This window comes from Gluconobacter sp. Dm-44 (genome assembly GCF_018256175.1).
In the GTDB taxonomy this organism is placed as follows: domain Bacteria; phylum Pseudomonadota; class Alphaproteobacteria; order Acetobacterales; family Acetobacteraceae; genus Gluconobacter; species Gluconobacter cadivus.
Genome location: NZ_JAERLZ010000001.1, coordinates 313129 through 339385 on the forward strand (window position 1 = coordinate 313129; position 26257 = coordinate 339385).

The window sequence follows — 26257 nt, forward strand, 5'->3', positions numbered from 1 at the left end:
ATTTATGTCAAACCATGTTTAACTAAGAGCAACACACTCTTCGCTTCATGTTCTGACAAGGAATTACATTTCATGGCCGATCATTCTCACGCACTGCCTTTTCAGCAGAAACTCGAACAGCGCCTCAAAGAAGTTGAGCGCGACCTTGCCCGCGCTGAAAAATCCGATCCCGAACGCATTCATGCCCTCAAAGCCGAAATCAAGAAAATCCAGGCTGAACTTCAGGACTGATCACATCCCTGTTTTGCCTTTGGCGGCATTCTGTCGGGAACAATGGTCTCATTTTGACAGAATACCGAACCTTCCCATCCTGTGCTTTGATGGCTAGCGTCCTGCATCATGTCTCCATGACGTCGAAGCAGGATATTCCCACTGTCTCTCATTGAAATTCCCTGGAAACCTCCCGAACAGGCACTTTCTGCCATGAAAGCTGCCCCTTGGGCCGCTTTTCTCGATAGCGGGGGGCTGGACACGGACGGTCGGGCCCGCTGGTCCTTTCTCTGCCTGTCTCCTGCCGAGACCCTCGAATGGCAGGGAGAAAGCCTTTGCCGGAACGGTGTGTCCGTAGAAGGCGATGTCTGGACGCACCTTCGCGATATGACCGCTGCCGCGCGCCGTTTCCCCGAGGCCGAGGGCGTCATCCCCTTTACGGGCGGGGTAATCGGAATGGTGAGCTACGAAGCAGGCATGGCGCTTGAAAATGTCCCGTCCCGTCATGTTTCTTCCGCGCCCAGACTGGTTGCGACCTCCTTTACGGACGTACTGGCGTTCGACCGGCATGAAGAACGCTGCTGGTGGATCAGTCAGACTGGAAACCCGGTCCTCCCTGATCTGACCCAACACGTCGTCAGCCTCACAGCAACTCCCCTGCACTTTGCGCCTGAACAGTCCCGGGATGTCTGGACGGATGCAGTTCGCAGCATTGTCGATTTCATTCGGGCCGGGGATATTTTTCAGGCCAATCTGACGATGCGCTGGGTTGCGAACTGTGCGGGCGATTTCGATGAACTGGCTGCCTATCGGACACTGCGCCAGACCTCCGCGGCTCCGTTCGGGGCCTATCTGAAAACACCCGATTTTTCGCTGCTCAGTGCGTCTGTGGAACGGTTCATTTCACTCTCGCGGGGCGGCCTGATCGAGACGCGCCCTATTAAGGGCACCATTGCCCTCGGACACACTCTGGAAGACACAGCCCGGAACAGCCGGACACTGGCTGCGGACGAAAAAGAGCTTGCCGAAAACCTGATGATTACGGATCTGATGCGGAACGATATTGGTCGTGTTTCGGAGATCGGCTCCGTCCGTGTTCCGCAACTCTCGAAGGTTGAGCAGTTCCCGCATGTCCTACATCTGGTCTCGGCCGTTCAGGGACAGCTTCGCCCCGAACTGGACGCCATTGATCTGCTTCAGGCCACGCTTCCGCCGGGTTCCGTTACGGGGGCACCGAAAAAACGGGCCATGGAGATCATCGACCTGCTGGAAGCCTCGGCCCGTGGGGCCTATTGCGGCAGCCTGTTCCGTATCGGAAATGATGGTGCGATGGACAGTTCCGTCATCATCCGCAGTCTGGCGAGATCGGGCGATACCGTCTCCGTCGGCGCAGGGGGCGGCATTACCGTGCTGTCCGATCCGATGCGGGAATATGAGGAAATGCTTCTGAAAGTCGCCCCGATCCTGAAAGCGTTTGAAGCATGAGCACGACAGTCTGGCTCAACGGGCGCCTTCTGAACATTACAGATGCCCATATTGCCCCGAATGACCGGGGATTTCTGCTCTCCGATGGTCTGTTTGAAACAATCCGCGTTGCTAACGGACAAACGCCTCATCTGGCACGTCATTTCGCGCGGCTGGAAGAAGGGTGCGCGATCCTCAGCCTGCCTTCACCGGACCGGACGCTACTGACACAGGCCGTATCCGACCTACTGCATACCACAAATCTGTCAGACGGATCGCTGCGCCTGACAGTCACACGAGGCACCGGACCGCGTGGCCTTGTGCCACCTGCTATGCCGCATCCGACAGTTCTCATTCAGGCCACGGCTTCCATAATGACTGTGCCTGCTCCGGTCCGGCTGGGCCTCAGCCGCTACCGGCGGGACGGGGATTCTCCACTGGCACGTGTCAAATCGCTGGCCTGTCTGCTCTCCGTTATGAGCCGCATGGAAGCCGTCGCAGTAGGACTGGACGATGCGCTTCTTCTGGGCACGACAGGGGCTATTGCAGAAGCCAGTGCTGCGAACGTCCTGTTTTTGCGGGGGGGATGCTTGCAAACGCCCCCCATCGCTGACGGCGCCCTGCCGGGAACGTCCCGCGCCCGACTGCTGGACGGCGGTTTCTGCATGGAAAGCTGTCTTCTGCCGCAGGACCTCAAAACGGTGACGGGGGCTTGGCTGGTCAATGCGTTGTCCCTGACAGCCGTTTCGAGCATCGACGGCCATGATCTGCCCCTGCACGCAGAACTGGACCGTCGATTGAGAGCGTTTCTGTTTCCTGCCTGAACCGCCCCCGCTGATTGCTCTTATTTCAGCGCAGCAATCGCCGTCATTTCCACGCGCCATTCCGGAACGGCCAGCTTTGCTTCAACCGTGGCACGGGCTGGTTTGCTGTCCGTGTCTAGCCACGCATCCCAAGCGCGGTTCATCGCCCCGATTTCCGAAATATCCGTCAGGAAGATCTGCACCGACAGGATCCGGCTCTTATCCGTTCCCAGCGAGGCCAGAAGCGCGTCGATTTGGCGCAGGATATCAACCGTCTGCCCTTCCGTATCGAGCGTGGCATCGTCCGCGACCTGACCGGCCAGATAGGCCAGCCCGTTATGGACGACGACGCCTGCAAGGCGCTGCTCTTCGAGGTGACGGGAAATATCGGCGTTTTTGCTCATGGGGGCGGACCTTCTGAAAGAGGTTACTGAAGAAGCGTCGGGATCATTTCATGCTCAAGGATGGCGTCGAGCGCGCTTTCCTCGTCTTCTGCAACGGCCATGGGTGTGCCGTCGGCAGCGTGGATGGCCACGAGCATTTCGCCCTCATGCATGACGGATCTGACATAGGCGAGGCGGGACATGCCCAGCGTCAGAAGCTGCGGCCCCGTGATGCGGCGCAGATCCGCAGGCAGTTTTTCGTCCGAACGATCACCGTTTTCGAAGGGATTGTTCAATTCCGTTTCCTTTTGGAGCCGCAGCGGCTTCTGCCGCCCGGCCTTGGGTTCAGTCTGTAAAAATTGTAAGCGCGCGGCCGGTCTTATTCGTCGTCGATATCGCGCGCAGGACGCGTCGTGCGCCGGGTCTTCACGACGGGCGGCACCACTTCGTGGTGAACCGTCGGAGCCGGTGCCGGGCTTCGCCGCCCCTGCGAAATCGCAATCCGCTTGACCCGAACTTCGGGCTCGGGACGCAGAAGATCGATATGCAGCAGGCCGTTATCAAGCCACGCTCCGCCGATTTCGATGCCTTCTGCCAGTACGAAGGCTTTGTGGAACTGCCGCGCCGCAATGCCGCGATGCAGAAAAATGCGCCCCTGACTGTCATCGGTCTGACGCCCGCGAATCACGAGCTGGTTGTCTTCCTGCGTGATTTGCAGATCGTCCATGACGAAGCCCGCAACTGCCAGCGTAATGCGCAAGGCCGTGGAGCTAAGCTGCTCGATATTATAGGGGGGATAGCCATCGGACGTCGACTTGGCAGCACGCTCAAGCATCTGCTCGAGGTGATCGAAGCCGAGGAACATCGGGGACGTGAACAGGCGACCGGACATAGGGCGAGAGCCTCCTCCATGAGCGAGACGTAAAACAGAGCCAGTCCCATTCTGCGGCAACTGGCTGGTCCTACGATATGGTGACCACCCCTAGGGATGCAAGCTCTGCTCTCAACCAAGCACGTGCAAAACCGACGTTAATGGCATGTTGCTCTGCATGTTGCACTGGCATTTGACGCCCGTGCTCGCTACATCGCAGGGCATGAGCGAATTCGATTTCCTGTCCGGCATCGACGATGTGCCGCCCACCCCGATCCTGATCGCCCCCCAGCCCGTGCTGCGGGAGGTCGCCCGTGAGGTCCGCCCCGAGGATATCGCCTTCATCCGCGATCAGCTTCCGGGCATGTTTTCCGCCATGTACAAGGCCCCCGGCATCGGCCTCGCCGCGCCGCAGGTCGGTCTTGGCATGCGCTTTGCTCTGGTGGACGTGGCCGAAGAAGACGCGCCGCGTGAGCCCATGCTGCTGATCAATCCGGAAATCGTTACGGATTCAGAGCAGATGGCGGCTCGCGAGGAAGGCTGTCTTTCGTTGCCGAACCAGTATGCCGAAGTCGTCCGCCCCGAATCGATCCGCGTGCGCTATCGTAACCTCGCGGGAGAGACGATCGAGCGTGATGCATCCGGCCTGCTCGCCACCTGCATCCAGCATGAGATGGACCATCTCGACGGCATCCTGTTCGTCGATCATCTCTCGACGCTCAAGCGCAACATGATCATGCGCCGCCTCGCCAAAGAGCAGAAAATCGGAAGGCGCTGATTTCCGATGCGGCTGATTTTCATGGGAACGCCGGACTTCTCGGTCCCGGCGCTGCACACTCTACTCGACGCCGGTCACGAGGTGGTTGCGGTCTACACACAACCACCGCGTCCGGCAGGTCGTGGCAAGGCGCTGCGTCGCTCGCCGGTTCATGAAGCCGCTGAAGCCGCCGGAATCGAAGTGCGGACACCCGCCCGCGTTCGCCGGGACGCAACGGAGCACGCCGCTTTTGCAGCCCTGAATGCCGACGCCGCCGTGGTCGCCGCCTATGGCCTCATTCTGCCCAAGGAAATGCTGGCCGCTCCGCGTCTGGGGTGTCTGAACATCCATGCCAGCCTTCTGCCGCGCTGGCGTGGGGCTTCGCCCATCCAGTCCTCCATCCTCGCAGGCGACACGCAAAGCGGCGTTTCCATCATGCAGATGGATGAGGGCCTCGACACCGGCGCGGTTCTGCTGGAGGAGGCCACGCCCATTAGCGCGACCGATACCGCCAGCACACTGCATGACCGTTTGTCCGAAATCGGGAGCCGTCTGGTCGTGCGTGCCCTCGCCGAGCAGCCGACACCCGTGCCGCAGTCCACAGACGGCGTGACCTATGCCGAACGCCTGACCCGCGATGATGGCCGTATCGACTGGACGCGCACGGCAGCCGAGATCGATCGTCAGATCCGTGGCCTCACGCCTTGGCCCGGCGCCTTTACGACGCTCAATGGTGTCGTGCTGAAAATCGGCACAGCCACTCCGCTGCCGGACGCAGTCCACAACGCCCCCCCCGGCACCACGCTCGACGGCGCGCTGACGATCGCCTGTAGCACCGGTGCGATTCGAATCGACCGCCTTCAGAAGCCCGGGCGCAGCATGATGTCCGCCGCCGATTTCCTGCGCGGTCAGCCCGTGCCGAAAGGGATGGGACTTGTCTGACGCACAGGCTCAGGAGCATGAACCTTCCGGCCTGAACCGCTGGGCCTTACGCATCGAATATGACGGCACCGGCTATCTCGGCTGGCAGAAGCAGAATGACGGCGTCTCCATTCAGAGCCTGATCGAAGCTGCCGCCTCGAAACTGGTCCGCAACCGGCTCGTGCCCAGCATCACTGCCGGACGCACGGACGCAGGCGTCCATGCCGCTGGGATGGTCATCCATCTCGATTTCCCGGATGACGCCCCGATCGACGCCCGCCAGATCCGCGACGGCATGGGATATCATCTCAAGCCCCACCGCGTTGTCGTGCTGGAAGCCGCGCAAGTCGGGCCGGAGTGGAATGCGCGTTTCTCCGCCACATGGCGCAGCTATCGCTACACGATCCTCAACCGCCCTGCCCGTCCGGGTCTGATGGAAAACCGGGTGTGGCACATCAAACGTCCGCTGGATGTGGACCTTATGCAGCAGGCCGCGAACCATCTTCTCGGCCCGCATGATTTTACGTCTTTCCGCGCGGTCGCCTGTCAGGCCAGAAGTCCCGTTCGTACGCTGGACGTTCTGACGATCCGTCGCGAGGGCGAACTGGTCATGATCGACACGAAGGCGCGCTCCTTCCTGCATCATCAGGTCCGCAACATGGCCGGCACCCTAATGATGATTGGCGCGGGCCTGTGGCCGGTCGAAAAAATGATTGAGATTCTCGAAGCGAAAGACCGCTGCGCCGCAGGACAGACAGCCCCGCCGGAAGGACTTTGCCTGATGGATGTCGGCTATCCCGACAATCCGTTCAGCAGGACCTAAAACGAGATCCCGAGCAGATCCACCACCGCATTGTAATGCGGCGGCAGAAGCCACAGAATCCAGAGGAATGCGGCAACCGGCAGGGTCTGAAGAAGCGTCATGACGAAGGCCTGCCACCCTGTCGTCAGAAGCCCGACTTTCGTGACGTACCAGGTCAGCCACAGCGTATAAAGCTGTGCCCCGAAGGCGAGACCGGCCAGCGCCTGACCGGAGGCCGCAGCCCCTGGAAACACAAGATGCAGCACGCCTTGGGCCACAATGAGCATGACCAGCGGCAGCCAGCCACACCATAAAGAGGCTGTCGCATAGCGCGTCCACAGCCCCTTCCGGCTCAGAAAAACCGCGTAGAGCTCTGACACCACAAGCTGCAACAGCGTGCAGACCAGCGGCACCACCGCCCGTACCAGCCCCATGACCCGTTCGGCAGGAGGCAGCATGAAGGCCATCCACACACCGATGAGCGCCAGTGCGATCGTGGGTGCCAGAGCCGCGAACAACGCACCTGCTCCCGGAGCGAAGCAGTTGATCCCTTCGGAGCGCCCGCGCCCCAGAAGCCACACACCCAGCGGTATGGCCATGTTCCCGGAGGGAGGAAACGACCCCTGCCGTCCGGAATTCACAGCCCGTATCCTTCTATAAACGCCTGATAGATCCGCGTCAGATCCTCCAGCGTTTCAAGTCCCACATGCTCGTCCCGTTTGTGCATGGTCGCCCCCACAAGACCGAACTCCGCAACCTCGCAATAGCGCGAAATGAAGCGTGCATCGGACGTACCGCCGCCGGTATCGAGCCGAGGCGTACGCCCCGTCACCTGACGCACGGCATCCGACAGGCACGTTACGGCCTCTCCAGGCTGTGTTAGAAAAGCCTCACCGCTGATGGACACCTGCACATCAGCTGAAGGTGCGTGACGCCGGACGACATCTTCGATCCACGCCGTTAAAGCGGCCCCGGTGTGCAGGTCATTGAAACGGATGTTCAGCCGCCCGATGGCCTGCGCCGGAATAATATTGGTCGCGGGATTACCCACGTCGATGCTGGTGACCTGAAGCGAAGTCGGATCAAACCACTCGCTGCCCGTATCCAACTCGCGCGCCGTCAGTTCGGAGAACGCTGCCAAGAGACGGTGCACCGGATTATCCGCCAGATGCGGATACGCCACATGCCCCTGAATGCCCTGAACGGTCACCACGGCATTCATGCTGCCGCGTCGGCCGATCTTGATGACATCGCCCAGAGCCTCGGGATTCGTGGGTTCGCCCAGCAGACAGAAATCCGGAAGCTCTTTGCGTTCCGCCAGCCATTCGATGACTGGCTTCGTCCCGAAATGCGCGGGGCCCTCTTCATCTCCCGTAATCAGCAGGGAGATGGAGCCGTTCAGCGGCCCCTGTTCCAGACGCCGGGCCACGGCGGCCACGAAACAGGCCACACCGCCCTTCATGTCTGCAATGCCGCGTCCATAAAGCCGACCGTCCTGAACCACAGCTGCAAACGGATCATGCGCCCAGCCTTCGCCGGGCGGCACGACATCTGTATGTCCCGCAAAGCAGAGCACGGGATGGCCCGCCCCCATCCGGGCATACAGATTGGGCGTCGGGGCCTCCGCGGGGCCGAAAGGAAGATGGACTGCTTCGAAGCCCATCCCCTCCAGCACACCTGCCAGAAGCGCCTGCGCGCCTCCATCGGCCGGGGTCACGGACGGGCAACGCAGCAGATCCCGCGCCAGTGTCACGGGGTCTGTCGGCAGGTGTGATCCGCTCACGACACTCAGTCGCGCAAGAGGTCGTTGATGGAGGTCTTGGAGCGCGTCCGCTCATCCACACGCTTGACGATCACCGCACAGGCCAGTGACGGCATACCCGGCTCTTTCGGCGGCAGCGTGCCCGGAATGACGACGGAATAGGCCGGGACCCGGCCCATGAAAATCTCACCGGTCGCACGGTCCACGATCTTGGTGGACGCGCCAAGGAACACACCCATCGACAGAACGGAGCCCTTCTCGACGACAACACCTTCGGCCACTTCAGACCGCGCACCGATGAAGCAGTCGTCCTCAATGATAACCGGAGCAGCCTGCAGCGGCTCCAGCACGCCGCCGATCCCCGCACCACCGCTGATGTGGCAGTTCTTGCCGATCTGGGCGCAGGAGCCGACGGTCGCCCAGGTGTCGATCATCGTGCCGCTGTCGACGCGTGCGCCTACGTTCACGAAGCTCGGCATCAGTACCACATTCGGCGCAATAAAGGCGGAACGGCGCACGATCGCACCCGGAACGGCGCGAAAACCGGCTTCTGCGAAACGGAACTGGTCCCAGCCGTCAAACTTCAGTGGAACCTTGTCGAAGGCCGGCTCACCACCGCAACCGCGTTCCATGACGCGGCTGTCGTTCAGACGGAACGACAAAAGAACGGCTTTCTTCAGCCATTCGTGAACGACCCAGCCGTTTTCGGAAGGCTCGGCGACACGCAGGGTTCCGGCATCAAGCCCGGACAGGGCTTTTTCCACGACGTCGCGGTCTTCGCCTTCCGTACGGGCGCTGAGAGTCGTACGACGCTCCCACAGGGCTTCGATGGCAGTACGAAGGGGTGCATTCGGCATCAGGTCGTTCCGGTCAGAAAAGCAGAAAATCCGCCGGACCATGCGGTTCCCGACGGTGCATGTCAACGGATCTTTACCCCGGAGTTCACCTTACACACATTCGCGCGTTGTTCATGAATCCTTAATCCGTCAAGCTTATGAAAGCGAGGGGCTTTGACTGGCTGGCCCGACCTAGAGCTTTCTGCGGGATATGTCACTCTTGCCTGATATACGTTCCTTGATGTCCCAGTTCGTGAATCCATCTGCGGCAGGCAAAACGCAGCAGGATCTGCGGAACATGCTGGCGTCCACGCTGGAAAGCCGCGAACGATGGCGCTCCCTGCTTTATCAGGCGGTAGATCTGGTCTTCGAGACAGACAGCCGCGGTCGGATCATTCTCATTTCCCCGGACACATGGCTCGGGCAGCCGACCACTCCTCTGATCGGGCATCCTTTCAGCGCATTATGCGATTCTGTAGATATTCTTCAGCCCCATACGGGCACGCCCGCTTCCATCACGCCCCCGCAAGGGCCGCCTCTGACCGCGATCTTGTCTTCCTGCCCATTTCATGACAGCGAAGGACGCATTACAGGAACACGCGGCACACTCACAGCCGTTTCCGCGCCCCTTTCCAGCCTTACAAACGAATCCGTCCCTGTCCCCGAACACGATGGAATCGCCATTCTTGCTGCCGTGACGACAGCTTTGCGCAAGGCGATCGTACCCCGACTAGCCGCTGCTTCCGCCATGGAGGCTCTGCTGGAGCCACTCGCCGCCGAGGGTGCCCTGCTGGATACGGCAGCTCCCGAAACACTTCTGTTCAGTTCCTCAAGTCTGACAGACGACATTCAGGCCGTTCTCTCCGCCACCCCCGCACAGACAGGGACAATCGTTTTTAGAGCTGGCACCCGCTATGCCATGATCTGTCGCGAGAACATCCGCAGTCTCGCACAGATGTGTCTGGTTGTCTGGCGCGCGACCTCATGGTCACTGCCGGAACAGCAACTCTGTCAGGCCGTCTGCTCCCTGCTGGCGGGTTTTTGGGAACTGGACAGCATTCATCGCCGGATCCTGCTCGATTCCGACTATGATGTTTCCTCCAATCTGCTGAACTGGCAGGGTTTGAAAGCGGAAATAGACCGCCGCACCCGCCGTCTGGATCAGGAGGTTATGCCCGCCACCCTGATCATCGCGCGCGTTCCCGGCCTGACGGAACTCTCAAAAACACGGGGGTTTGAAGCAGGCGAAGAAGCCCTCAGGCAATGCGTCGCACTGCTCCGCAAAGCGGTTCGTCCCACGGACGCAATAGGCCGCATCAGTAATAATATTTTCGGGCTCTGGATGGATGGCGGCGATCGTTTCGCAGCAGCCGAACGGGCTGAACGCATGACGGCGCACGGCATTCCCATCCTGATCGACCCTCCCGTTCATCTCCCGTTGCAACTCGGGCTCGTCTCCCGTGAAGCCAATGCCGAGGAAACGCCGGAAAGCCTGCTGGAGCGCGGGATGCTGGCTTTACAGGAAGGACTGGCCGAAAACAGAAAATGGCGCTTCTCACACGAAGCGCCATAATCTCCAGGCCAATTTAAACGTCAGGCCGCTTATGCCTTGATGAGCGTTCCCGGGCCTGCCCGTGTGAAAAGCTCCAGAAGACAGCTATGCGGCACACGGCCGTCCAGAATGACAGCCGCCTTGGCGCCCTGACGAACGGCTTCAAGGCAAGTTTCGACCTTCGGAATCATGCCTCCCGAAATCGAACCGTCAGCAATCCGGCGCAGGGCCTCTTCAGCACTCAGCTCTTCAATCAGCTTGCCGTTTTCATCCAGCACACCCGGAACATCCGTCAGCATCAGCAGACGCGAGGCATGGACCGCACCGGCAATCGCACCCGCTGCCGTATCGGCGTTGATGTTATAGGTTTCGCCGTCCGCACCCACGCCAACCGGAGCAATCACGGGGATCAGCCCGGCCCCGAGCAGCGCATAGAGGACCCGCGGATCAATCTTTTCCGGCTGCCCGACGAAACCGAGATCAATGACCTTTTCGATCTCACTGTCCGGATCGCGCTTTGTCCGTGTCAGGCGGCGCGCCTGCAGCAGACCACCATCCTTGCCGGAAATACCGACAGCCAGTGCGCCAGCCCGGTTAATCAGTTCGGCGACCTGTTTGTTGACGCTGCCTGACAGAACCATCTCGATCACGTCAACCATCGACTGGTCCGTAACCCGAAGGCCGTCAATGAATTCGGAGCGGATTTTGAGACGGTCCAGCATTGCGCTGATCTGCGGTCCGCCACCATGCACCACAATCGGATTGATCCCGACCAGCTTGAGCAGAGCGATATCATAGCCGAACGCATGCGCCAGCTTGCCTTCACCCATGGCATGGCCGCCATATTTGACGACAATCGTGTCCCCGGCATACCGGCGTAGGAACGGCAGGGCACTCGACAGGATAGCTGCCTGTGCCTGCGCTTCTTCCGCATTCACAACCGGAGGCACATCCGGCAGTTTGTCGCTGTGGGTCTTGCTGGTCATGATCCGGACTGTCCTTCCCCTGACGTCTCGAGTGGCACGGCAAAACGGGCGATTTCCGCCCGCAGATCCTCGATCCCGAAACCGGTCTCGCTGCTTGTGGAGATGATCCGCGGATAGGCGGCGGCATGCTTGAGCGCCAGCGCTTCGACTTCAGCGGTCTTTGCTGCGAGCGCCTTGGGGCGTACCTGATCGCATTTGGTCAGCACGATCTGAAACACTACGGCAGCACGATCCAGCAATTCCATGACGTCCTTATCGGACGCCTTGAGCTCGATCCGCGCATCCAGAAGCAGAATGACCCGCTCCAGCGTGGTGCGCCCCCGAAGATAGGCGAACATCATGTCCTGCCAGTCTTCCTTGACCGACTTCGCAGCCTTGGCAAACCCGTAGCCCGGCATATCCACAAGAGAGATCCGGTCAGCGAGATTGAAGAAGTTGAGCTGCTTGGTCCGCCCCGGCTCGGAAGAGGCCCGTGCCAGCGCACGACGTCCCGTCAGCGCATTGATGAGGCTCGATTTACCGACATTGGAGCGGCCGGCGAAAGCCACTTCGGGCCGACCGATGGGAGGAAGCTGGTCGATCTTCTGCGAGCCGAAGAAGAATTCACATTCTCCAGCGAACAGAAGCCGCCCATCCTCGATCTGGGCCTCGGTCGGAGGCCCGGGTATTTCTTTCATCATGCCTCAGGTCCGGGACACCGGAACGGGGAGAGCGGTCCGGCGCTGTATGAACATCTGCTGCGCGACCGTCAGCAGGTTATTCCATGTGTAATAGACCAGAAGGCTGGCTGGAAAGCCGGACATGAAGAACACATAAGCCAGCGGCATGAACTGCATCACGCGTGCCTGCGCCGGATCAAGGCTTGCGGTCGAACTGGTCTGGCGCTGCAGCAGCCAGAACGTCAGGCCGAGCGCCGCACCCCAGATGCTGACATGCAGGAATGAAGAATAATGCGTCGGATCGAAGGGCAGCAGTCCGAAAAGGTTAAAGACGTTCGTCGGATCCGGCATCGACAGATCGCGGATCCAGCCGAAGAACGGCGCATGACGGGCATCAATGCTGATGTTCAGGATTTTGTAGAGGCAAAAGAAGATCGGAGCCTGGATCAGCATCGGCAGACAGCCGCTGGCCGGGCTGACCTTCTCTTCACGATACAACGCCATGACCTTCTGGTTCATGGCCATCGGATCGTCCTTGTTCTTCTCCCGGATTTCCTTGACCTTGGGTGCCAGCAGACGCATCCGCGCCGAAGACTGGGCCGCCTTGGAGGCCAGCGGGAAGAGAACGATCTTGACGATCAGCGTCAGCGCCATCAGCGCAAGACCGAAATTGCCGATATGCAGATACAGCCAGTGCAGAAGCGTCAGCAGCGGACGGGTCAGGAAGCTGAACCAGCCGAAGTCGATCGCCTTGTCCAGATCAGGAATCCCAAGCTGCTTACTGTAAGCCTGTAACAGGCTGAGAACCTTGGCCCCGGCGAAAACATGGCTTTTCTCGGTAATGGAGCCGTTCGGCATGATCTGCTGGGGAGCCTGTGTGGACATCCCAACCTGATAAGATGCCGGCGCTCCCGGGACGTAAGCAAAGCTCGCCGTAACGGGCGTACCGTCGGCAGGAGCCACGGCTGTCAGCCAGAACTTGTCACTGATGCCATCCCAGCCACTCGTGCCCGTCGAAGACCAGGAGACATGGTCCGGGTGGTCAGCACCCTTGCGGAGGTTCTTATAGCTCTCGTCCTGCATCCGGCCACCGACGACCGCGATCGGACCTTCATGCGCGGTGAAAGCCCCTTCCGGCGCGTCATAGTCCCGCTGCACGCGCTGGAACGGCACAAGCGCCACGGGCTGCCCGGAATGGTTCTCGACCGTCTGGTTGATCGCGAACATGTAATGGTCGTCCAGCCCGATCTGGATGGAGAACACCAGCCCCTGCCCGTTATCCCAGTGCAGCGTCACCGGATGGTCCGGCGTCAGCGTCTCGTCCGTGCTGTCCCAGACCGTATTTAGGTCCGGCACATGGGCGTTGGAGCCGGGAGCATTCGTCCAGCCGATGACAACGAAATTCGGATGGGCACTTCCCGCCTTGTCCAGCAACCGCACGAGCGGGCTGTTTTTGGCAAGCGTCTCGCGATATTTCGTGAGGATCAGATCATCCAGAACAGCGCCCTTCAGATTGACGGATCCCTGCACGTCCGGCCCGGATAGTGGGATACGCCGTGCGGCAACCTGCGTCTCCGCAGATGTTTCAGGCGCAGCAGCAGGAGCGCTGGACTGAACCTGCGCAGCGGGTGCATGAGGGACGGAATGGGGATCGTCCTGATGGGGCTTCGGCATGAAATAGTCGAAACCGATCAGGATAAGGGCCGAGAGAAGTGTGGCCGCAATAATGCGCTTGATGTCCATCGGGCGGATGCCGGTCTTTCGTCTCACTGAATGGGGCTTGCGCTTCAAGTGGCCGAAAACCGCATCCAAAACAATAGGTGGTGGGTGTTTTTAATGCCGGTGTGGCTTTGGAGGCAGATCCGTACCTCCTTCCGACCAGGGATGGCAGCGCCCGATCCGGCGCACGGCAAGCCAGCCACCACGAATAGGGCCATGCTCGCGGATCACCGTCAGCGCATAAGTGCTGCATGTCGGATCGAACCGGCAGTTGGTGCCGATAAATGGACTGATGAAGAGCTTGTAGGCGTCAATGAGCGACAGCATCAGGGCCGTGACGGCTTTCCTGATGAGGGACGCAATCATTTCGTCCGATTCCGGGCATGATTGGGATTTCCAGAAGGTTTTTCCCGGAAATTGACATCCAGACCTTTACGAAGGGCCTGTCGCAGATCGTCTTTGAGAAGGGAGAACTCGCGCCCACGGGTCTTGTCCCGCCCAATGAGGACGAAATCGCCGGAAGGCAAACCGTCTTCCCGTGCAACGAGGCGAAGAGCCTCGCGGAGACGACGGCGGGTGCGGTTACGGATGACAGAATTACCGACTTTTTTAGTGACCGTGAAACCAACGCGGATTTCGGTCGCTGTGTCATCCGGCAGGATCTGCACAACCATACCGGGAGTGGCGACCTTGCGCCCTTTCCCGGCTACACGCAGAAACTGCGGCCGTTTTTTAAGACGGCTCGGTGTATGGGTCGTACCGATCTGGGTCAAACTCAGGCGGAGAGCTTCTTGCGACCCTTGGTGCGACGGTTGGCCAGTACGCGGCGGCCGCCGACGGTTTCGCTACGCGTACGGAAACCGTGACGACGCTTGCGAACCAGCTTGGAGGGTTGATACGTGCGCTTCATGACGTTGATCCTTAAAAACCAGGCGGACGCCTCAACTGCTGGACATCCGCGTCGATCGGGCGCACGAAACGCCCGGTGATTGAGACCCGGGCTTGTAAGCACACAGGCCCTTCATGTCAATGCCAGAGCTACAGGAACTTGAACCTATGACCGAGTCCAGTAACAACCCGTCTTCTGGCACAGCGCTTCAGGACGCCGCCACCTTTCGCCACGACCTGCGCAACGCTCTGGCCCCTGCGCTCCTCTGTGCCGATATTCTCAGCAGCCACAAGGACGGGACCGTCCAGCAGAACGCGCAAACCATCATCGAGGCGCTGGAAAAAGCACTGAAACTGCTTAAAAACTCTACTTTTTCTCGATAAGCTCGATTTTGTAGCCGTCGGGGTCTTCAACAAAGGCGATGATGATCGTTCCGAATTTCAAGGGACCGGCTTCCCGTGTCACCTTGCCGCCGCCAGTACGGACTGTTTCAACAAGAGCTGCCACGTCCGGAACCCCAATTGCAAAGTGTCCGAAGCCGGTCCCGACCTCGTAGTCGGATTCCTGATCCCAGTTATAGGTGAGTTCGATTTCGGCCTGGCCGTGTTCGTTATCATCGAATCCGATGAAAACAAGCGTGTAGCGCCCTTCCCGGACTTCCTTGCGACGAAGCTCCTTCATGCCAAGGAGCTTGTAGAATGCCAGACTCCGGTCGATATCCCGGATTCTCACCATCGTATGCAGAAACGTACTCATTACTTGTCCTTCAGATCTTCCGGTGTCAGCCCATACAGAAACAGCCCGTAACGATCGGCCAGCTTCACGCAGCCGTCAGGGTCCGTCATGAGCGTTACTCCCGGCTGGAACGCAACGCCCCGCAATCCGTTCCGGGCTGCGTTTTCCAGCGTCTCCGGCCCGATCGTCGGCATATCAGCTCGAAGATCCTGTCCGGTCTTGGGCATCTTCACCAGAACGCCACCACTTCCTGCCTGCATCAGGCGTCCGCAGCGCCCCAGCATAGCGTCGGTGCCCTCCAAGGCCTCGACTGCCAGCACAAGCCCGTTCTGGACCACACATCCCTGACCAATATCGAGCACGGCCATCGCTTTAAGAACATCGACGCCACGGGCGATGTCCTGTCGGGCCTGCGCATCAGGCAAAACACGTCCCAGTGTCCCTGAACGACCCGTGGCATGCTCAAGAAATTCGTGGGCGCCCCGAACAAGAAAGCCCTCTTCGCCAAGGACACGGACGATTGCGCCGAGGAGCCCGTCATCGCCGGAAAAAATCGCCCGCCCGAGACGCGCTAGAATACGCGCGCCCTCAGCGTCGGGACGCAGATCCCGCCATGCAGGGCGACGAACCGGCCCAATCAGAACCAGTTCGCGGCAGTTGTTTCTCTTGAGAGCGCCGAGAATATCACCCGCAGCCGCAAGACGAATGATTTCATGCGGGTAAGGACCAAGAAGCGTACGATCGGCGAAATCACGGAAGCCAATGACGAAAACCTTGCGACCCTTGGCAATGGCGGCGGCGGCGACCTGCGCGGGAAGTGGTCCCGAACCAGCCAGAATACCGATGCAGCCTCGATCGCCCATGCTCAGGCGCCTTCGGTTTCGGACTGCCCTTCCTGACGCGCAACACGTGTCAGGCCCCGTCGGCTTGGCGCTTCCATGAAGTCCAGCATCTCGGCGATGCGCGGAAGATGCCCGTATTCTGCCCTGACTTCAGCGATGCGGCTTTCCAGAACGGCTTCCGTCGCACCATGACGCGGATAAAGCGTGCGGAACGCACGGCGCATGGCCTGCATTTCCTCCGGCCCAACCCCTGAACGTTTCAGGCCGATCCAGTTCAACCCGACCAGACGGGCACGGTTGCCCAGAACGCTTCCGTAAGGAATAACGTCCATTTCCACACCGCAGACGCCACCGACGACAGCCCCGCGCCCGATCCGAACGAACTGGTGCAATGCCGCCGATCCCATAACCTTGGCATCATCATCGATCTCAACATGGCCGCCCATGACGACATTGTTGACGATAATGACACGGTCACCAATGACGCAGTCATGCGCCACATGGGAATTGGCCATGATCAAACAGTTCGCGCCGATACGCGTAAGAGCATGGCCCTGCGCTGTACCACGATGAATCGTCACATTCTCACGGATGACCGTATTGGCGCCCACTTCGCACAGCGTAGGCTCACCAGCATATTTCAGGTCCTGCGGGGCCAGTCCGATCGTCACGAACGGATAGACCTCCACGTTTTCGCGTAGAGTCGTGTACCCATCCACGATGACAGATGCGTGCAGGCAAACCCCATCACCAATGGTAACATTGGGGCCAACCAGACACCAGGGACCGATCCGCACGTTTTCGCCGATGCGCGCACGCGGATCAACGAGAGCGGTCGCATGGATTTCGGCGGTTTCGGGACGCTTCCCTGCCATCTGCATCAACGTCAACCCATGATCATCGCACTGAAGGTCGCTTCGGCCACGGCCACGCCATCAACGCGGGCCACACCCTTGAACTTCCAGACATTCGCGCGAGAACGCTCCTTGTCCACATGAATGCGGAGCTGGTCTCCGGGGCCGACCGGACGGCGGAACTTCGCGTTTTCGATCGTCATGAAATAAACCAGCTTGCCTTCAAACGCTTCACCCAAAGTCATCACAACCAGCGTGGCTGCGGTCTGGGCCATGGCTTCCACAATCAGGACGCCGGGCATGACAGGATGGGAGGGGAAATGCCCCTGAAAGAACGGCTCGTTGACCGTCACGTTCTTGATGCCGATGGCGGACTGCCCGGCATGGATCTCGACCATCTTGTCGATCAGCAGGAACGGATACCGATGTGGGATCGACTGCATGATCTTGAGAATGTCGATGCTCTGCGGAAGCTGATGGCCTGCAGCGGCGGCGTCTGTCGCGGGAGTCATCTGTTCGGCTGGAGCGTCCACTCGGTCCATCGTTTCACCATGCCCTTCAAGCGGTGTTGTCTGTCAATTGCTACCCAGTGGCAGCGCGAATGGCTTCCCTTAGCAAACCTGAGGGGGAGTTACCATCCGCGCCACAGGGCGGCTAGTCACTGCTTTTACGTGAAAGCTTCCGCAAGGTGGCGACATTCCGGAAAAACTCGCGGAACGGCATTGCAGGGCTACCGATAACGTCGGCACCCGCATCCACGTCCGACATAACGCCACACTGGGCGCCAATCCGGGCTTTGGAACCAATCTTGATATGTCCGATCAGACCGGCCTGCGCGGCGATGGTGACGAAATCACCCAGCTCCGTGGAACCGGAAATCCCCGCCTGCGACACCACGATGCAGCACCGTCCCAGACGGGCATTATGACCGATCTGCACGAGATTATCGATGCGGGTGCCTGCACCAATCAGCGTATCCCGCATGGACCCGCGATCAATCGTGGAATTGGCGCCGACTTCCACGCCGTCTTCGAGAACGACCAAACCGAGCTGTGGAACGGTTTCAAACCCTTCCGGCCCGACGGCGAACCCGAAACCATCCTGCCCAATACGGACGCCGGGATAGAGCGTAACGCGATCGCCGATACGCGCATGAGAAATGGCGGCATGAGCACCGATACGGCACCGCGAACCGATTTCAACGCTCTGACCAATGCTGACATGACTGGCCACGATGGTGTCACGACCAATACGGGCTCCGCTTCCGATAACGGCAAAGGGACCGATTTCAACATTGTCGCCAATCTCTGCATCATCTGCGATGCAGGCTGTCGGATGCCGGATTCCGGTAGATTGCGGATCGGGATGGAACAATGTGGCGACACGGGCCCAGGCGAGATAGGGCGCTTTGCAGACCAATCCGGCCGTATCCGGCGGCAGCTTGTCGGAAAACGCAGGCGACAGAATGACAGCGCCCGCTTTCGTTTCGGCCAGAAGCGGCAGGTACCGACGATTATCGAGAAAGCTGACCTCGTCAGGTCCAGCTACATGCAGGGGAGCCACGCCCCGAAACGCTGCTACATTTTTGCCTGAGGCTGACGCAACGATCTCGCTACCAGAGGCCTCAGCCAGTTGTTCCAGACCAAAAGGCCCGGAACGCTGGAAAAAACGGCTATCGCCGGGACGGGTCTCGTTTGCTGTCATTTCAGACACGGTCACTCGCTTCAGTGATGCTGACGAAGAACGGACTCGCTTGGTGCAGAAGCCGGAGCCTGCTGGGCTTGCGCGCCCTGAGCCTGTGGCCCTTGAGCCTGCCGCTGTTCGTCAGCGGTTGTCGGCATCTTGCCGGAACGAGCGAGCTGTTCCGGATCCACACCGTCGTCGGGGATAAAGACATGCGGCAGCGTCTTGTTAAGCTGCGCAGCGACTTCTTCGGTAATATCCTGACCACCCACATGCAACACGACCTGCTCGGCATGCAGGATCAGGTTCATGTTATGCGCAGCGGCAACGGCAGCGATAATGCCGTTGGGCTCCTCCAGTTCACGCTCGATCTGGTGCATGGCGACCTGAGCTGCTTCCTGAATAATCCGGGCCTGACCGCCGAAATCATGCTGGTCCTTGGCGCGACGTTCCTGAAGGTGACGCTCCCGCAGCTGAATCTGGTCGGATGTCAGAGTCCGAGCCTGAGCCTGCAGTTTTTGCTGCTCACCACGCCACGCAGCCTCTTCACGCTGCACAGCCTGCGCCAGACGATCCCGACGCGCGCCCAGAACCTGCTGGATTTCCTGCCATGCACTGGAAATCTGCATGACGGCCTGAACATTGATCACACCGATAATGGCAGCCGGAGGCGGAGCGCCCTTGGCAATGCTCGGAGGAGCCGGGATTGGAGGCAGAGGCAGGACGGGAGGAGCCTGCTGCTGATCGGAAGGAGCGGCTTCTTCTTCCTCTTCAGGAGCGGCTTCGGGAACGCGACGCTGAACGGGGCGCGGCGGCGGAGCATCAGGATGAGCGGCTTTGGGAACGAACCAGCCACCATTGCCGCCAGCAGCCTGAGCGTGGGCGCCCGGAGTAGAGACAAAAAGGGACGCGGCCAGAAGCGCGCCGGCCGAAACCGTGCGCATCAGGGAATTGAGGGTCATGACCACCTCTTGGCAAGGGGTTGGAAAACAGGATGGCAAAAGGTTTAGGCAGATCAGAACTGCTGGCCAAAACCAAAACGCAGCGGATACAGACGGTCGCCATGTTCTTTACGGATCGGCACGGCGCCATCAATGTTGACGAGGCCAAATGGGCTCTTCCACGACACACCAAGACCGCCAGAAACGCGCGGGATCAGATTGTCACCGGTGATCGGGGTATAGTTGTCCCCGTCATTCGTACGGTTCGTGTAAAGATGCTTGACGCGCACACCCGCGAGACTACCGGCATCAATGAAGCCACGACCGGAAATCCCGAGATCGTCCCCCATGGGCAGCGGGAAGTTAAGCTGTGCGGAGGCCGTATACATGAAACGACCACCCAGAAGATCTTCCTGTCCCTGAGCCGGAATATAAACGCCGTTGATTTTAAGATGGCCTGAACGCGGCCCAACACCACCCTGAAGGAAGCCTCGCAGGTTTTCACCACCAAGATAGAAGTTATCAATGATGTTGCGGTTTCCGCTGGAGCTCCAGTCTCCCATGTAACCGACGCCACCTTTGAACTGGAAGGTCCAGTCATGGTTTCCGGTCAGGTCATCAAGCGGCAGGTAATAGGCGCCGTCAGCCTTAACGCGGGCATATTTGGAGTTACCGCCCAGACCCGCAAAGTCACCACCAACCTTAAACATATAACCGGAGTGCGGCTTTGCCCGCTGGTCACGACGATCATAGGTTATGGACGTGCTGAGCTGCGACAGCAACGACCAGCCAGCAGATTGCTGGACATAGATCGAGGGGACCCACTGGATCAGGCTCGGATCAGAAGCAACCGCAGAAGCATCGTAGAAATTACCGACCTGACGATCAACGAGGGTATAGTTCCACGACTGCGACAGATAGCGGTTATAGGCATAACCCAGACGCAGGCTCATGCCGTACTGGGATTCCTTATAGCTCTGATACGTCTGGTAGTTGTTCTGGATGAAGTAGAAATCTGCACCTGCCACGAGGTTCCGGTTCAGGAAGTATGGATCCGTGATCGAGATGTCGGCCTGTTTTTCGTAATAGGCGACTGTTCCCGAAATACCGGCATCCACACCCGTTCCGAGCAGGTTATGCTGTTTGATAGAGGCGTTACCAAGGATACCAACGTCCGTCGAATAACCACCCCCCAGCGAGAATTCGCCAGTCGGCTTTTCGACCACGTTTGCGGAAACGTTGACGCGGTCGGGCGCGGAGCCTTGCGTCTGATCAACGGAAACGGAGCTGAAATATCCCAGATCCTGAAGACCCAGCTTGGAATACTTGCGATCGAACGGGGTGTACGGGTCCCCTTCCGCCATCGGCAGGTTCCGGCGGATTACGTCGTCATGCGTGATGGTGTTGCCATTGATATCAATGCGCTCGACATAGACATGCGGGCCCTCAGTCACATCGAACAGCAGATCGACAACACGCTTTTCCGGGTTCCGGGCGATTTCCGAACGGACCATGGCAAACGGATGACCCGTAGCCTGCAGCCATTCCTGCATATTCTTGGTGTTGTTCTGGATCGCCGTGCCGTCATAAATCTGGTGCTGGAACAGCTCGATATGCGGACGGAGCATTTCCGGCGTTACATGACGCACGCTGGAACGGACGTCCATCTTACCCAGACGATACCGGTCACCTTCATGGACGGTAAACGTGATGTAGAAAGATTTGTGATCGGGAGAAAGCTCACCCGTTGCATCGACCATGTGGAAGTCCACAAAGCCGTTATGCAGATAGAAGCGACGCAGCAGTTCGGCATCGTACTTGATGCGCTCTGGATTATACTCATCCGAGGACGAGAAGAAGCGGTACCAGATCGATTCCTTGGAGGAAATGACCTGTGCCAGACGCGCTTCGCTGAAGGCATGATTGCCGACGAAGACAATCTTCTTGATCAGAGTCTGCTGTGCTTCGTTGATGTTAAACACCACATCAACGCGATTATGGGACAGCCTGACGATCTGCGGCGTGACGGTCGCGCCAAAGCGGGCCTTGCCTGCATACTGGTTCAGGATCTTCTGACGGTCGGCTGCCGTGGTTTCCGCCGAAAATACCGCGCGGGGACGCAGGCTGATTTCCTTGCGGAGATCTTCGTCTTTCAGCGCGTGATTGCCTTCGAACACGATGCGATTGACGATCGGGTTCTCGACGAGATCCACGAGCAGCGTGTTGCCGTCGCGGTGTAGCGTGACGTCCTTGAACAGACCGGTGGCGTAAAGCGTCTTCAGAGAACGGTCGAGGTCGTCCTGATTGAACGTGTCACCCGGCTGGGCGACCATGTAGGACAGCACCGTGCTCGTCTCGATCCGGGTATTTCCCTTGACCGAGATCGCCTGGATGATGTTTCCGCCGGGGGCTGATGCCGGGGCCTGATGACGAACGGAACGCGCCTGAGCTGTTCCGAGGACGACCGGCAGCAGACAGGCTGATGCAAGAAGCATCAGACGCGTGTTCGAAGACCGGGAACCTCTTGACCGTGATCCTGACAAACCGGCTTTCCTTGTAACATATTTTTTGCAGGCGACTGACACGTCACGCCACTGGCCGAGGTATCCGATAACCCCTGCCCCGCGCAAGATGCCCTGACGTGTTCAACTGTATCACAAGTCTTTTCAGAATATTTAGCTTACTGCGTGAAAGATCCAGTGAAACAGTCCGATGTTGGTCAGATCGTTGAATGTCGAAAAGAGGAAAAGAGCGCCGATCAGCGCCATTCCGACCTGCATGCTGATCTCCTGGACCCGGCGCGAGACGGGGCGACCGCGGACCAGTTCGCACGCATAAAAGACCAGACGCCCCCCATCGAGCACGGGAATTGGAAAGAGATTGATCAGGCCAAGATTGATCGAAAGCAGCGCCATAAAGGAGATGATGCTGGCCAGACCGTAGCTGGCGACCTGTCCTGAGAGCTGTGCGATGCGAATCGTACCTCCCAGTTCCTTGGCGCTCCGCTGGCCGCTGACGATCTGCCAGACGCCCTGCAAGGTCATGACCGATTTGTCCCAGGTTTCCTCAATGCCCATAATGAAAGCTGAGGGAAGCGAGACCGGACGTCCGCGGGAAATGGCAAAAGCAACCCCGAGGCTCCCCATCTCATGACCGCCGCTTTTCACGGTATCAAACGTGACAGGCAGACTGAGATTTTCGGCACCACGATGGATCCCGAGAACTGTCTGCTGACCTGGATGGGAAGAGACGGTATTCATCACATCCTCGGCGCCGAGGATGTGGGTCTCTCCAATCTGGGTAATCACGTCGCCCGGCTTGATCCCGGCACGGTCCGCAGGACTTCCCACGACAACCTGTGAGATATCGCCATGAAGCTCCGGCTTGCCCACGACTGCGAACAGCACCGTGAACGCCAGAATGGCGAAGAGAAAATTGAAGACCGGCCCCATAAGAATGACGATCGCCCGCGATCCCACGGGTTTGTCATGGAATGTTCGCCCCGGAATCCAAGCGGCTTTCTGTTCTTCGGTCGCATCTTCCGGACCTTCAAAGCCGTGCGGCTTGACGAAACCGCCCAGAGGAATGGCGCTGATCCGCCACTCGGTCCCGGACTGGTCATGCCAGCGATAGAGTGCGGGGCCGAAGCCGATCGAAAATGTATCGACCTTCACGCCACGCCAGCGCGCCGCCAGATAATGCCCGAGTTCGTGAATGAAGACGAGAATGCCCAGAATCAGGACATAGGCCAGAATGGTCCGCAGAAGATCATGCATTCAGAGTGGCCTCGCTGAGGTGGTTTCGCAGATGCCCGCTGGTCCGCAGGATATGAGCCTCGGCAAGCTCCCGGCCTCGCGCATCCCAGTGCAGGACATCATCCAGACTTTTAAGCTCGGGATTTTCAGTCATGGCCTGAAGGGCAGCATCGATCGTCTCGCCAATACCAAGGAACCCGATACGGCGGTTCAGAAACGCCTCGACGGCGATTTCGTTGGCAGCAGAGAACACGGCTGGGGCCGCGCCGCCTGCCCGCAGAACCTGCCGGGCAAGGCGAAGCGGGGCAAACCGCACTTCATCCGGCGCTTCAAACTCCAGACGGCCATAGGCGGCTAGATCCAGACGTCCGCAAGGCGTCTCCATCCGCTTGGGCCAGGCGAGCGTGTGGGCAATGGGAATACGCATATCGGCAGAGCCCATCTGCGAGACGAGGCTGCCGTCCCGGAACTGCACGAGACCATGCACGACAGACTGCGGATGAACCAGAACGTCGATCCGGTCTTCAGTCAGACCAAACAGACGTGCAGCTTCAATGACTTCCAGACCTTTATTGGCCATGGACGCCGAATCGATCGTGATTTTGGCGCCCATAGACCATGTCGGATGCTTCAAGGCCTTTTCCGGGGTGGCTGCTCGCATGTCTTCAAGCGTCGATTGGCGGAACGGGCCACCGGACGCCGTCAGAATAATCTTTTCAACGGTTTCCATATCGCAGCCGCCCAGAGACTGGGCGATGGCGTTATGTTCCGAATCGACGGGCAGAAGGGTGGCTCCGGCTTCAGACACGGCACGCAGCATGACATCGCCCGCGCAAACGAGCGCTTCCTTGTTGGCCAGAGCCACAGCATGTCCGTTGCGAACGGAAGCCAGTGTGGGCTCCAGACCCGCAGCACCAGTAATCGCAGCCATGGTCCAGTCGGCTTCCATGGCCCCGGCTTCGATCACGGCCTGACGACCGGCGGCCGTCCGGATGCCGGCGCCTGCCAGCAGCGATTTCAATTCGTCATGACGGCTTTCGTCATGCAGAACAGCCACTTCGGCATTCAAAAGACGGGCCTGTTCTGCCAGAAGCGTGGCGTTGCAACCTCCGACCAAGGCCCGCACTTCGATCTCATCCGGAATTCGGGCGAGGAGATCGACCGTGGAGGTTCCGATACTGCCGGTGCTGCCCAGCACTGTGATGCGACGGCGTGTGGACCGTGCAGAACCGTCAGTCATGCGAAGAACTCCCGTAAGAAGTAGGTAAATGTGCAGGAAGGATGGACCAGAAAGGCTGCGTTGCCACCGCAAGCGATAACAATGCCGCCGCAGGAGCCGCAGCAAGAAGGCCGTCAAAGCGGTCCAGAAGGCCGCCATGCCCGGGGATGAGGCGTCCTGAATCTTTCACGCCCAACCGACGTTTGGCCGCGCTCTCCAGAAGATCTCCGCTTTGGGAAAAAATTCCCAAGACCGCACCGCAGATCAGACCACCGATCTGCGTACCCGGCACGGCCAGCCACGCAACAAGACCGCCCGCCAGAGACGCTCCAAGAAGCCCTCCGATCGCGCCGGAGCGGGTTTTGCCCGGAGAGATGGACGGAGCCAGCTTCGGGCCACCGAAAATACGACCTGTCAGATATGCAAAGCTGTCGCTGGCAATCACGACGGACAGAACGAAAAGAACGGACGCCATCCCAAAAGGCAGATGACGCAACCACAGAAGCGACAGGCCACCAACAATGGCGATTATGACAGGAACGCTGACAGGAAAGCCAAAAATCAGCGTGGGCCAGATCATCCAGAAGGCGGCGCTCCACTCCCCTTTCAAGGCAGCAAGGCCAGCAATCACGGGCCAAGCGAGCAGCAGACCGCCACGCCACGTTTTCAGAGGTTGGCGAATAAGCGTCTCGCCCTCCCAGACCAGACCGAACATCGCCAGCAGGATCAGGGCATCATAGACCAGACCACCGCGCCAGATGCAGAAAGCCGCAACCGGCACGAGGACCGCGGCCGATAGAAGACGCAATCTCAGATCGGACCAGCGTGCTGAAGCACTGCTCATGCGGGGCGTCCGCCAAATCTGCGCTGACGACCGGCAAAGCGTGACAGGGCATCCAGAAATTCTGACTCACCAAAATCGGGCCAGAGCACGTCCATGAAAATCAGCTCGGCATACGCACTCTGCCAGAGCAGGAAATTGGACAACCGGCATTCGCCACTGGTCCGGATTACCAGATCGGGATCAGGCATATCGGCTGTCTGAAGCGCATCATGAAGCGTGTTTTCAGTGATGTTGTCAGGTGTAATCCGGCCTGCAACAGCATCTTCGGCGAGACGACGCGCGGCCTGTACGATTTCCGCACGGCCGCCATAAGACAGCGCGAGCGTGAGGGTCAGCGTCGTGTTGTGAAGCGTGAGGGTTTCAGCGCGGCGAAGCTCTTCACGCAGAGGGCCTTCGAACCGCTCCGGTTCGCCGATGATCCGCAGTCGGACACCCTGCGCATGAAGTTCGTTGATCTTGTGGCGCAGATAAAAGCGCAGCAGAGACGTCAGATCCCCGACTTCTTTCGTCGAACGCCGCCAGTTCTCGGAAGAAAATGCATAGAGCGTGAGGTAACGCACACCCTGCTGGATAGCCGCACGAACGCATTTCTGCACGGACTCCGCACCTTGGCGGTGTCCTGCGATCACCGGGAGTCTGCGCGCACGTGCCCAGCGGCCGTTTCCATCCATGATCACAGCGACATGGACGGGAACAGCGTTCGCTCCCCCCCCGGCGGGAGAGGAGACCGTGCCTTCAGAGCGGGGAAAAGATCCTAAGGGCAAATGCGC

The 26257-nt window shown here is 59.4% G+C and carries 31 protein-coding genes; 8 read left to right on the top strand and 23 right to left on the bottom strand.

The window, feature by feature from the left end; genetic code table 11:
* Positions 1 to 72 precede the first annotated feature (72 nt).
* The 3 genes from JK213_RS01400 to JK213_RS01410 all read left to right on the top strand — a co-directional run bounded on the left by JK213_RS01400 (position 73) and on the right by JK213_RS01410 (position 2498).
* A complete protein-coding gene (locus JK213_RS01400; RefSeq protein WP_194261550.1) occupies positions 73 to 231 on the top strand; it encodes a hypothetical protein in 159 nt (52 codons plus the stop codon).
* Between the two features lie 156 nt (positions 232 to 387).
* On the top strand, positions 388 to 1695 hold the full coding sequence (locus tag JK213_RS01405; protein ID WP_322783025.1) for an anthranilate synthase component I family protein: 1308 nt from the start codon (positions 388 to 390) through the stop codon (positions 1693 to 1695).
* Positions 1692 to 2498 (top strand): aminotransferase class IV, encoded by an 807-nt coding sequence (locus JK213_RS01410; protein ID WP_211571259.1) that lies wholly within the window; start codon positions 1692 to 1694, stop codon positions 2496 to 2498. Before JK213_RS01405 ends, JK213_RS01410 begins: the two co-directional genes overlap by 4 nt.
* A 20-nt stretch (positions 2499 to 2518) precedes the next feature.
* On the opposite strand, the gene JK213_RS01415 is transcribed toward JK213_RS01410, so the two are convergent.
* From JK213_RS01415 to JK213_RS01425, 3 genes are all read right to left on the bottom strand, one after another.
* Positions 2519 to 2881: a RidA family protein gene (locus JK213_RS01415; protein ID WP_194261553.1), complete on the bottom strand. Its 363-nt coding sequence runs from the start codon at positions 2879 to 2881 to the stop codon at positions 2519 to 2521.
* A 23-nt stretch (positions 2882 to 2904) separates the two neighbouring features.
* Complete coding sequence (locus tag JK213_RS01420; RefSeq protein WP_062033464.1) at positions 2905 to 3156, bottom strand: DUF1150 family protein; 252 nt, start codon at positions 3154 to 3156, stop codon at positions 2905 to 2907.
* Positions 3157 to 3239: 83 nt separating this feature from the next.
* The gene (locus JK213_RS01425) at positions 3240 to 3752 is read right to left on the bottom strand and encodes an Hsp20 family protein (RefSeq protein ID WP_077802432.1); all 513 of its coding nucleotides are present in this window, start codon (positions 3750 to 3752) and stop codon (positions 3240 to 3242) included.
* 202 nt (positions 3753 to 3954) lie between these two features.
* On the opposite strand from JK213_RS01425, the gene def reads away from it, so the two are divergent.
* Genes def through truA form a run of 3 tightly spaced genes read left to right on the top strand, consistent with a single transcriptional unit; the run spans position 3955 to position 6232 of the window.
* A complete protein-coding gene (def, locus tag JK213_RS01430; RefSeq protein WP_194261668.1) occupies positions 3955 to 4509 on the top strand; it encodes a peptide deformylase in 555 nt (184 codons plus the stop codon).
* A 6-nt stretch (positions 4510 to 4515) separates the two neighbouring features.
* On the top strand, positions 4516 to 5430 hold the full coding sequence (gene fmt / locus JK213_RS01435; RefSeq protein WP_194261554.1) for a methionyl-tRNA formyltransferase: 915 nt from the start codon (positions 4516 to 4518) through the stop codon (positions 5428 to 5430).
* On the top strand, positions 5423 to 6232 hold the full coding sequence (gene truA, locus JK213_RS01440) for a tRNA pseudouridine(38-40) synthase TruA (RefSeq protein ID WP_194261555.1): 810 nt from the start codon (positions 5423 to 5425) through the stop codon (positions 6230 to 6232). The genes fmt and truA overlap by 8 nt, the downstream gene beginning before the upstream one ends.
* Here truA and JK213_RS01445 read toward each other — a convergent pair.
* The 3 genes from JK213_RS01445 to dapD are packed head-to-tail and all read right to left on the bottom strand — an operon-like array spanning position 6229 to position 8830.
* Entirely contained in the window at positions 6229 to 6810 is a 582-nt protein-coding gene (locus JK213_RS01445) for a hypothetical protein (RefSeq protein ID WP_194261556.1), read from the bottom strand. The genes truA and JK213_RS01445 overlap by 4 nt on opposite strands.
* 38 nt (positions 6811 to 6848) lie before the next feature.
* On the bottom strand, positions 6849 to 7994 hold the full coding sequence (gene dapE / locus JK213_RS01450) for a succinyl-diaminopimelate desuccinylase (protein ID WP_194261557.1): 1146 nt from the start codon (positions 7992 to 7994) through the stop codon (positions 6849 to 6851).
* 5 nt (positions 7995 to 7999) lie between these two features.
* Positions 8000 to 8830: a 2,3,4,5-tetrahydropyridine-2,6-dicarboxylate N-succinyltransferase gene (dapD, locus tag JK213_RS01455; protein ID WP_099285558.1), complete on the bottom strand. Its 831-nt coding sequence runs from the start codon at positions 8828 to 8830 to the stop codon at positions 8000 to 8002.
* 220 nt (positions 8831 to 9050) lie between these two features.
* On the opposite strand from dapD, the gene JK213_RS01460 reads away from it, so the two are divergent.
* Positions 9051 to 10382 carry a diguanylate cyclase domain-containing protein gene (locus JK213_RS01460; protein ID WP_228125347.1) on the top strand — a complete coding sequence of 444 codons (1332 nt, stop codon included), beginning with the start codon at positions 9051 to 9053 and terminating at the stop codon, positions 10380 to 10382.
* A gap of 29 nt (positions 10383 to 10411) precedes the next feature.
* Here JK213_RS01460 and argB read toward each other — a convergent pair whose 3' ends face one another.
* The 6 genes from argB to rpmH all read right to left on the bottom strand — a co-directional run bounded on the left by argB (position 10412) and on the right by rpmH (position 14635).
* A complete protein-coding gene (gene argB / locus JK213_RS01465) occupies positions 10412 to 11347 on the bottom strand; it encodes an acetylglutamate kinase (RefSeq protein ID WP_194261559.1) in 936 nt (311 codons plus the stop codon).
* A complete protein-coding gene (gene yihA, locus JK213_RS01470; protein WP_194261669.1) occupies positions 11344 to 12024 on the bottom strand; it encodes a ribosome biogenesis GTP-binding protein YihA/YsxC in 681 nt (226 codons plus the stop codon). The genes argB and yihA overlap by 4 nt, the downstream gene beginning before the upstream one ends.
* A gap of 6 nt (positions 12025 to 12030) precedes the next feature.
* Positions 12031 to 13749 (bottom strand): membrane protein insertase YidC, encoded by a 1719-nt coding sequence (yidC, locus tag JK213_RS01475; RefSeq protein ID WP_211571271.1) that lies wholly within the window; start codon positions 13747 to 13749, stop codon positions 12031 to 12033.
* 90 nt (positions 13750 to 13839) lie between these two features.
* The gene (gene yidD, locus JK213_RS01480) at positions 13840 to 14091 is read right to left on the bottom strand and encodes a membrane protein insertion efficiency factor YidD (protein WP_194261560.1); all 252 of its coding nucleotides are present in this window, start codon (positions 14089 to 14091) and stop codon (positions 13840 to 13842) included.
* Positions 14088 to 14489, bottom strand: coding sequence for a ribonuclease P protein component (gene rnpA, locus JK213_RS01485; RefSeq protein ID WP_194261671.1), 402 nt, complete (start codon positions 14487 to 14489; stop codon positions 14088 to 14090). The genes yidD and rnpA overlap by 4 nt, the downstream gene beginning before the upstream one ends.
* 11 nt (positions 14490 to 14500) lie before the next feature.
* A complete protein-coding gene (gene rpmH / locus JK213_RS01490) occupies positions 14501 to 14635 on the bottom strand; it encodes a 50S ribosomal protein L34 (protein WP_062033507.1) in 135 nt (44 codons plus the stop codon).
* Positions 14636 to 14781: 146 nt separating this feature from the next.
* Between rpmH and JK213_RS01495 the strand changes: the two genes are divergently transcribed.
* Positions 14782 to 14997 carry a hypothetical protein gene (locus tag JK213_RS01495; protein WP_228125349.1) on the top strand — a complete coding sequence of 72 codons (216 nt, stop codon included), beginning with the start codon at positions 14782 to 14784 and terminating at the stop codon, positions 14995 to 14997.
* Here the strand turns inward: JK213_RS01495 and gloA are convergent.
* From gloA to uppS, 11 genes are all read right to left on the bottom strand, one after another.
* On the bottom strand, positions 14981 to 15370 hold the full coding sequence (gene gloA, locus JK213_RS01500; protein WP_194261562.1) for a lactoylglutathione lyase: 390 nt from the start codon (positions 15368 to 15370) through the stop codon (positions 14981 to 14983). The genes JK213_RS01495 and gloA overlap by 17 nt on opposite strands.
* Entirely contained in the window at positions 15370 to 16212 is an 843-nt protein-coding gene (locus JK213_RS01505; protein WP_194261563.1) for an LpxI family protein, read from the bottom strand. The genes gloA and JK213_RS01505 overlap by 1 nt, the downstream gene beginning before the upstream one ends.
* A 2-nt stretch (positions 16213 to 16214) precedes the next feature.
* A complete protein-coding gene (lpxA, locus tag JK213_RS01510; protein ID WP_194261672.1) occupies positions 16215 to 17072 on the bottom strand; it encodes an acyl-ACP--UDP-N-acetylglucosamine O-acyltransferase in 858 nt (285 codons plus the stop codon).
* Positions 17073 to 17077: 5 nt separating this feature from the next.
* On the bottom strand, positions 17078 to 17557 hold the full coding sequence (gene fabZ, locus JK213_RS01515; RefSeq protein ID WP_086649100.1) for a 3-hydroxyacyl-ACP dehydratase FabZ: 480 nt from the start codon (positions 17555 to 17557) through the stop codon (positions 17078 to 17080).
* A gap of 142 nt (positions 17558 to 17699) precedes the next feature.
* Positions 17700 to 18749: a UDP-3-O-(3-hydroxymyristoyl)glucosamine N-acyltransferase gene (gene lpxD / locus JK213_RS01520; RefSeq protein WP_194261673.1), complete on the bottom strand. Its 1050-nt coding sequence runs from the start codon at positions 18747 to 18749 to the stop codon at positions 17700 to 17702.
* A gap of 20 nt (positions 18750 to 18769) precedes the next feature.
* Complete coding sequence (locus JK213_RS01525; protein WP_194261564.1) at positions 18770 to 19690, bottom strand: OmpH family outer membrane protein; 921 nt, start codon at positions 19688 to 19690, stop codon at positions 18770 to 18772.
* 53 nt (positions 19691 to 19743) lie between these two features.
* Positions 19744 to 22164 carry an outer membrane protein assembly factor BamA gene (bamA, locus tag JK213_RS01530; RefSeq protein WP_194261565.1) on the bottom strand — a complete coding sequence of 807 codons (2421 nt, stop codon included), beginning with the start codon at positions 22162 to 22164 and terminating at the stop codon, positions 19744 to 19746.
* A 180-nt stretch (positions 22165 to 22344) separates the two neighbouring features.
* Positions 22345 to 23445: an RIP metalloprotease RseP gene (gene rseP, locus JK213_RS01535; protein ID WP_194261566.1), complete on the bottom strand. Its 1101-nt coding sequence runs from the start codon at positions 23443 to 23445 to the stop codon at positions 22345 to 22347.
* Positions 23438 to 24664 carry a 1-deoxy-D-xylulose-5-phosphate reductoisomerase gene (gene dxr, locus JK213_RS01540; protein ID WP_194261567.1) on the bottom strand — a complete coding sequence of 409 codons (1227 nt, stop codon included), beginning with the start codon at positions 24662 to 24664 and terminating at the stop codon, positions 23438 to 23440. Before dxr ends, rseP begins: the two co-directional genes overlap by 8 nt.
* Positions 24657 to 25487, bottom strand: a complete 831-nt coding sequence (locus tag JK213_RS01545) for a phosphatidate cytidylyltransferase (protein WP_194261568.1) — start codon at positions 25485 to 25487, stop codon at positions 24657 to 24659. The genes dxr and JK213_RS01545 overlap by 8 nt, the downstream gene beginning before the upstream one ends.
* Complete coding sequence (gene uppS, locus JK213_RS01550; protein WP_228125350.1) at positions 25484 to 26251, bottom strand: polyprenyl diphosphate synthase; 768 nt, start codon at positions 26249 to 26251, stop codon at positions 25484 to 25486. The genes JK213_RS01545 and uppS overlap by 4 nt, the downstream gene beginning before the upstream one ends.
* Positions 26252 to 26257: the final 6 nt, after the last annotated feature.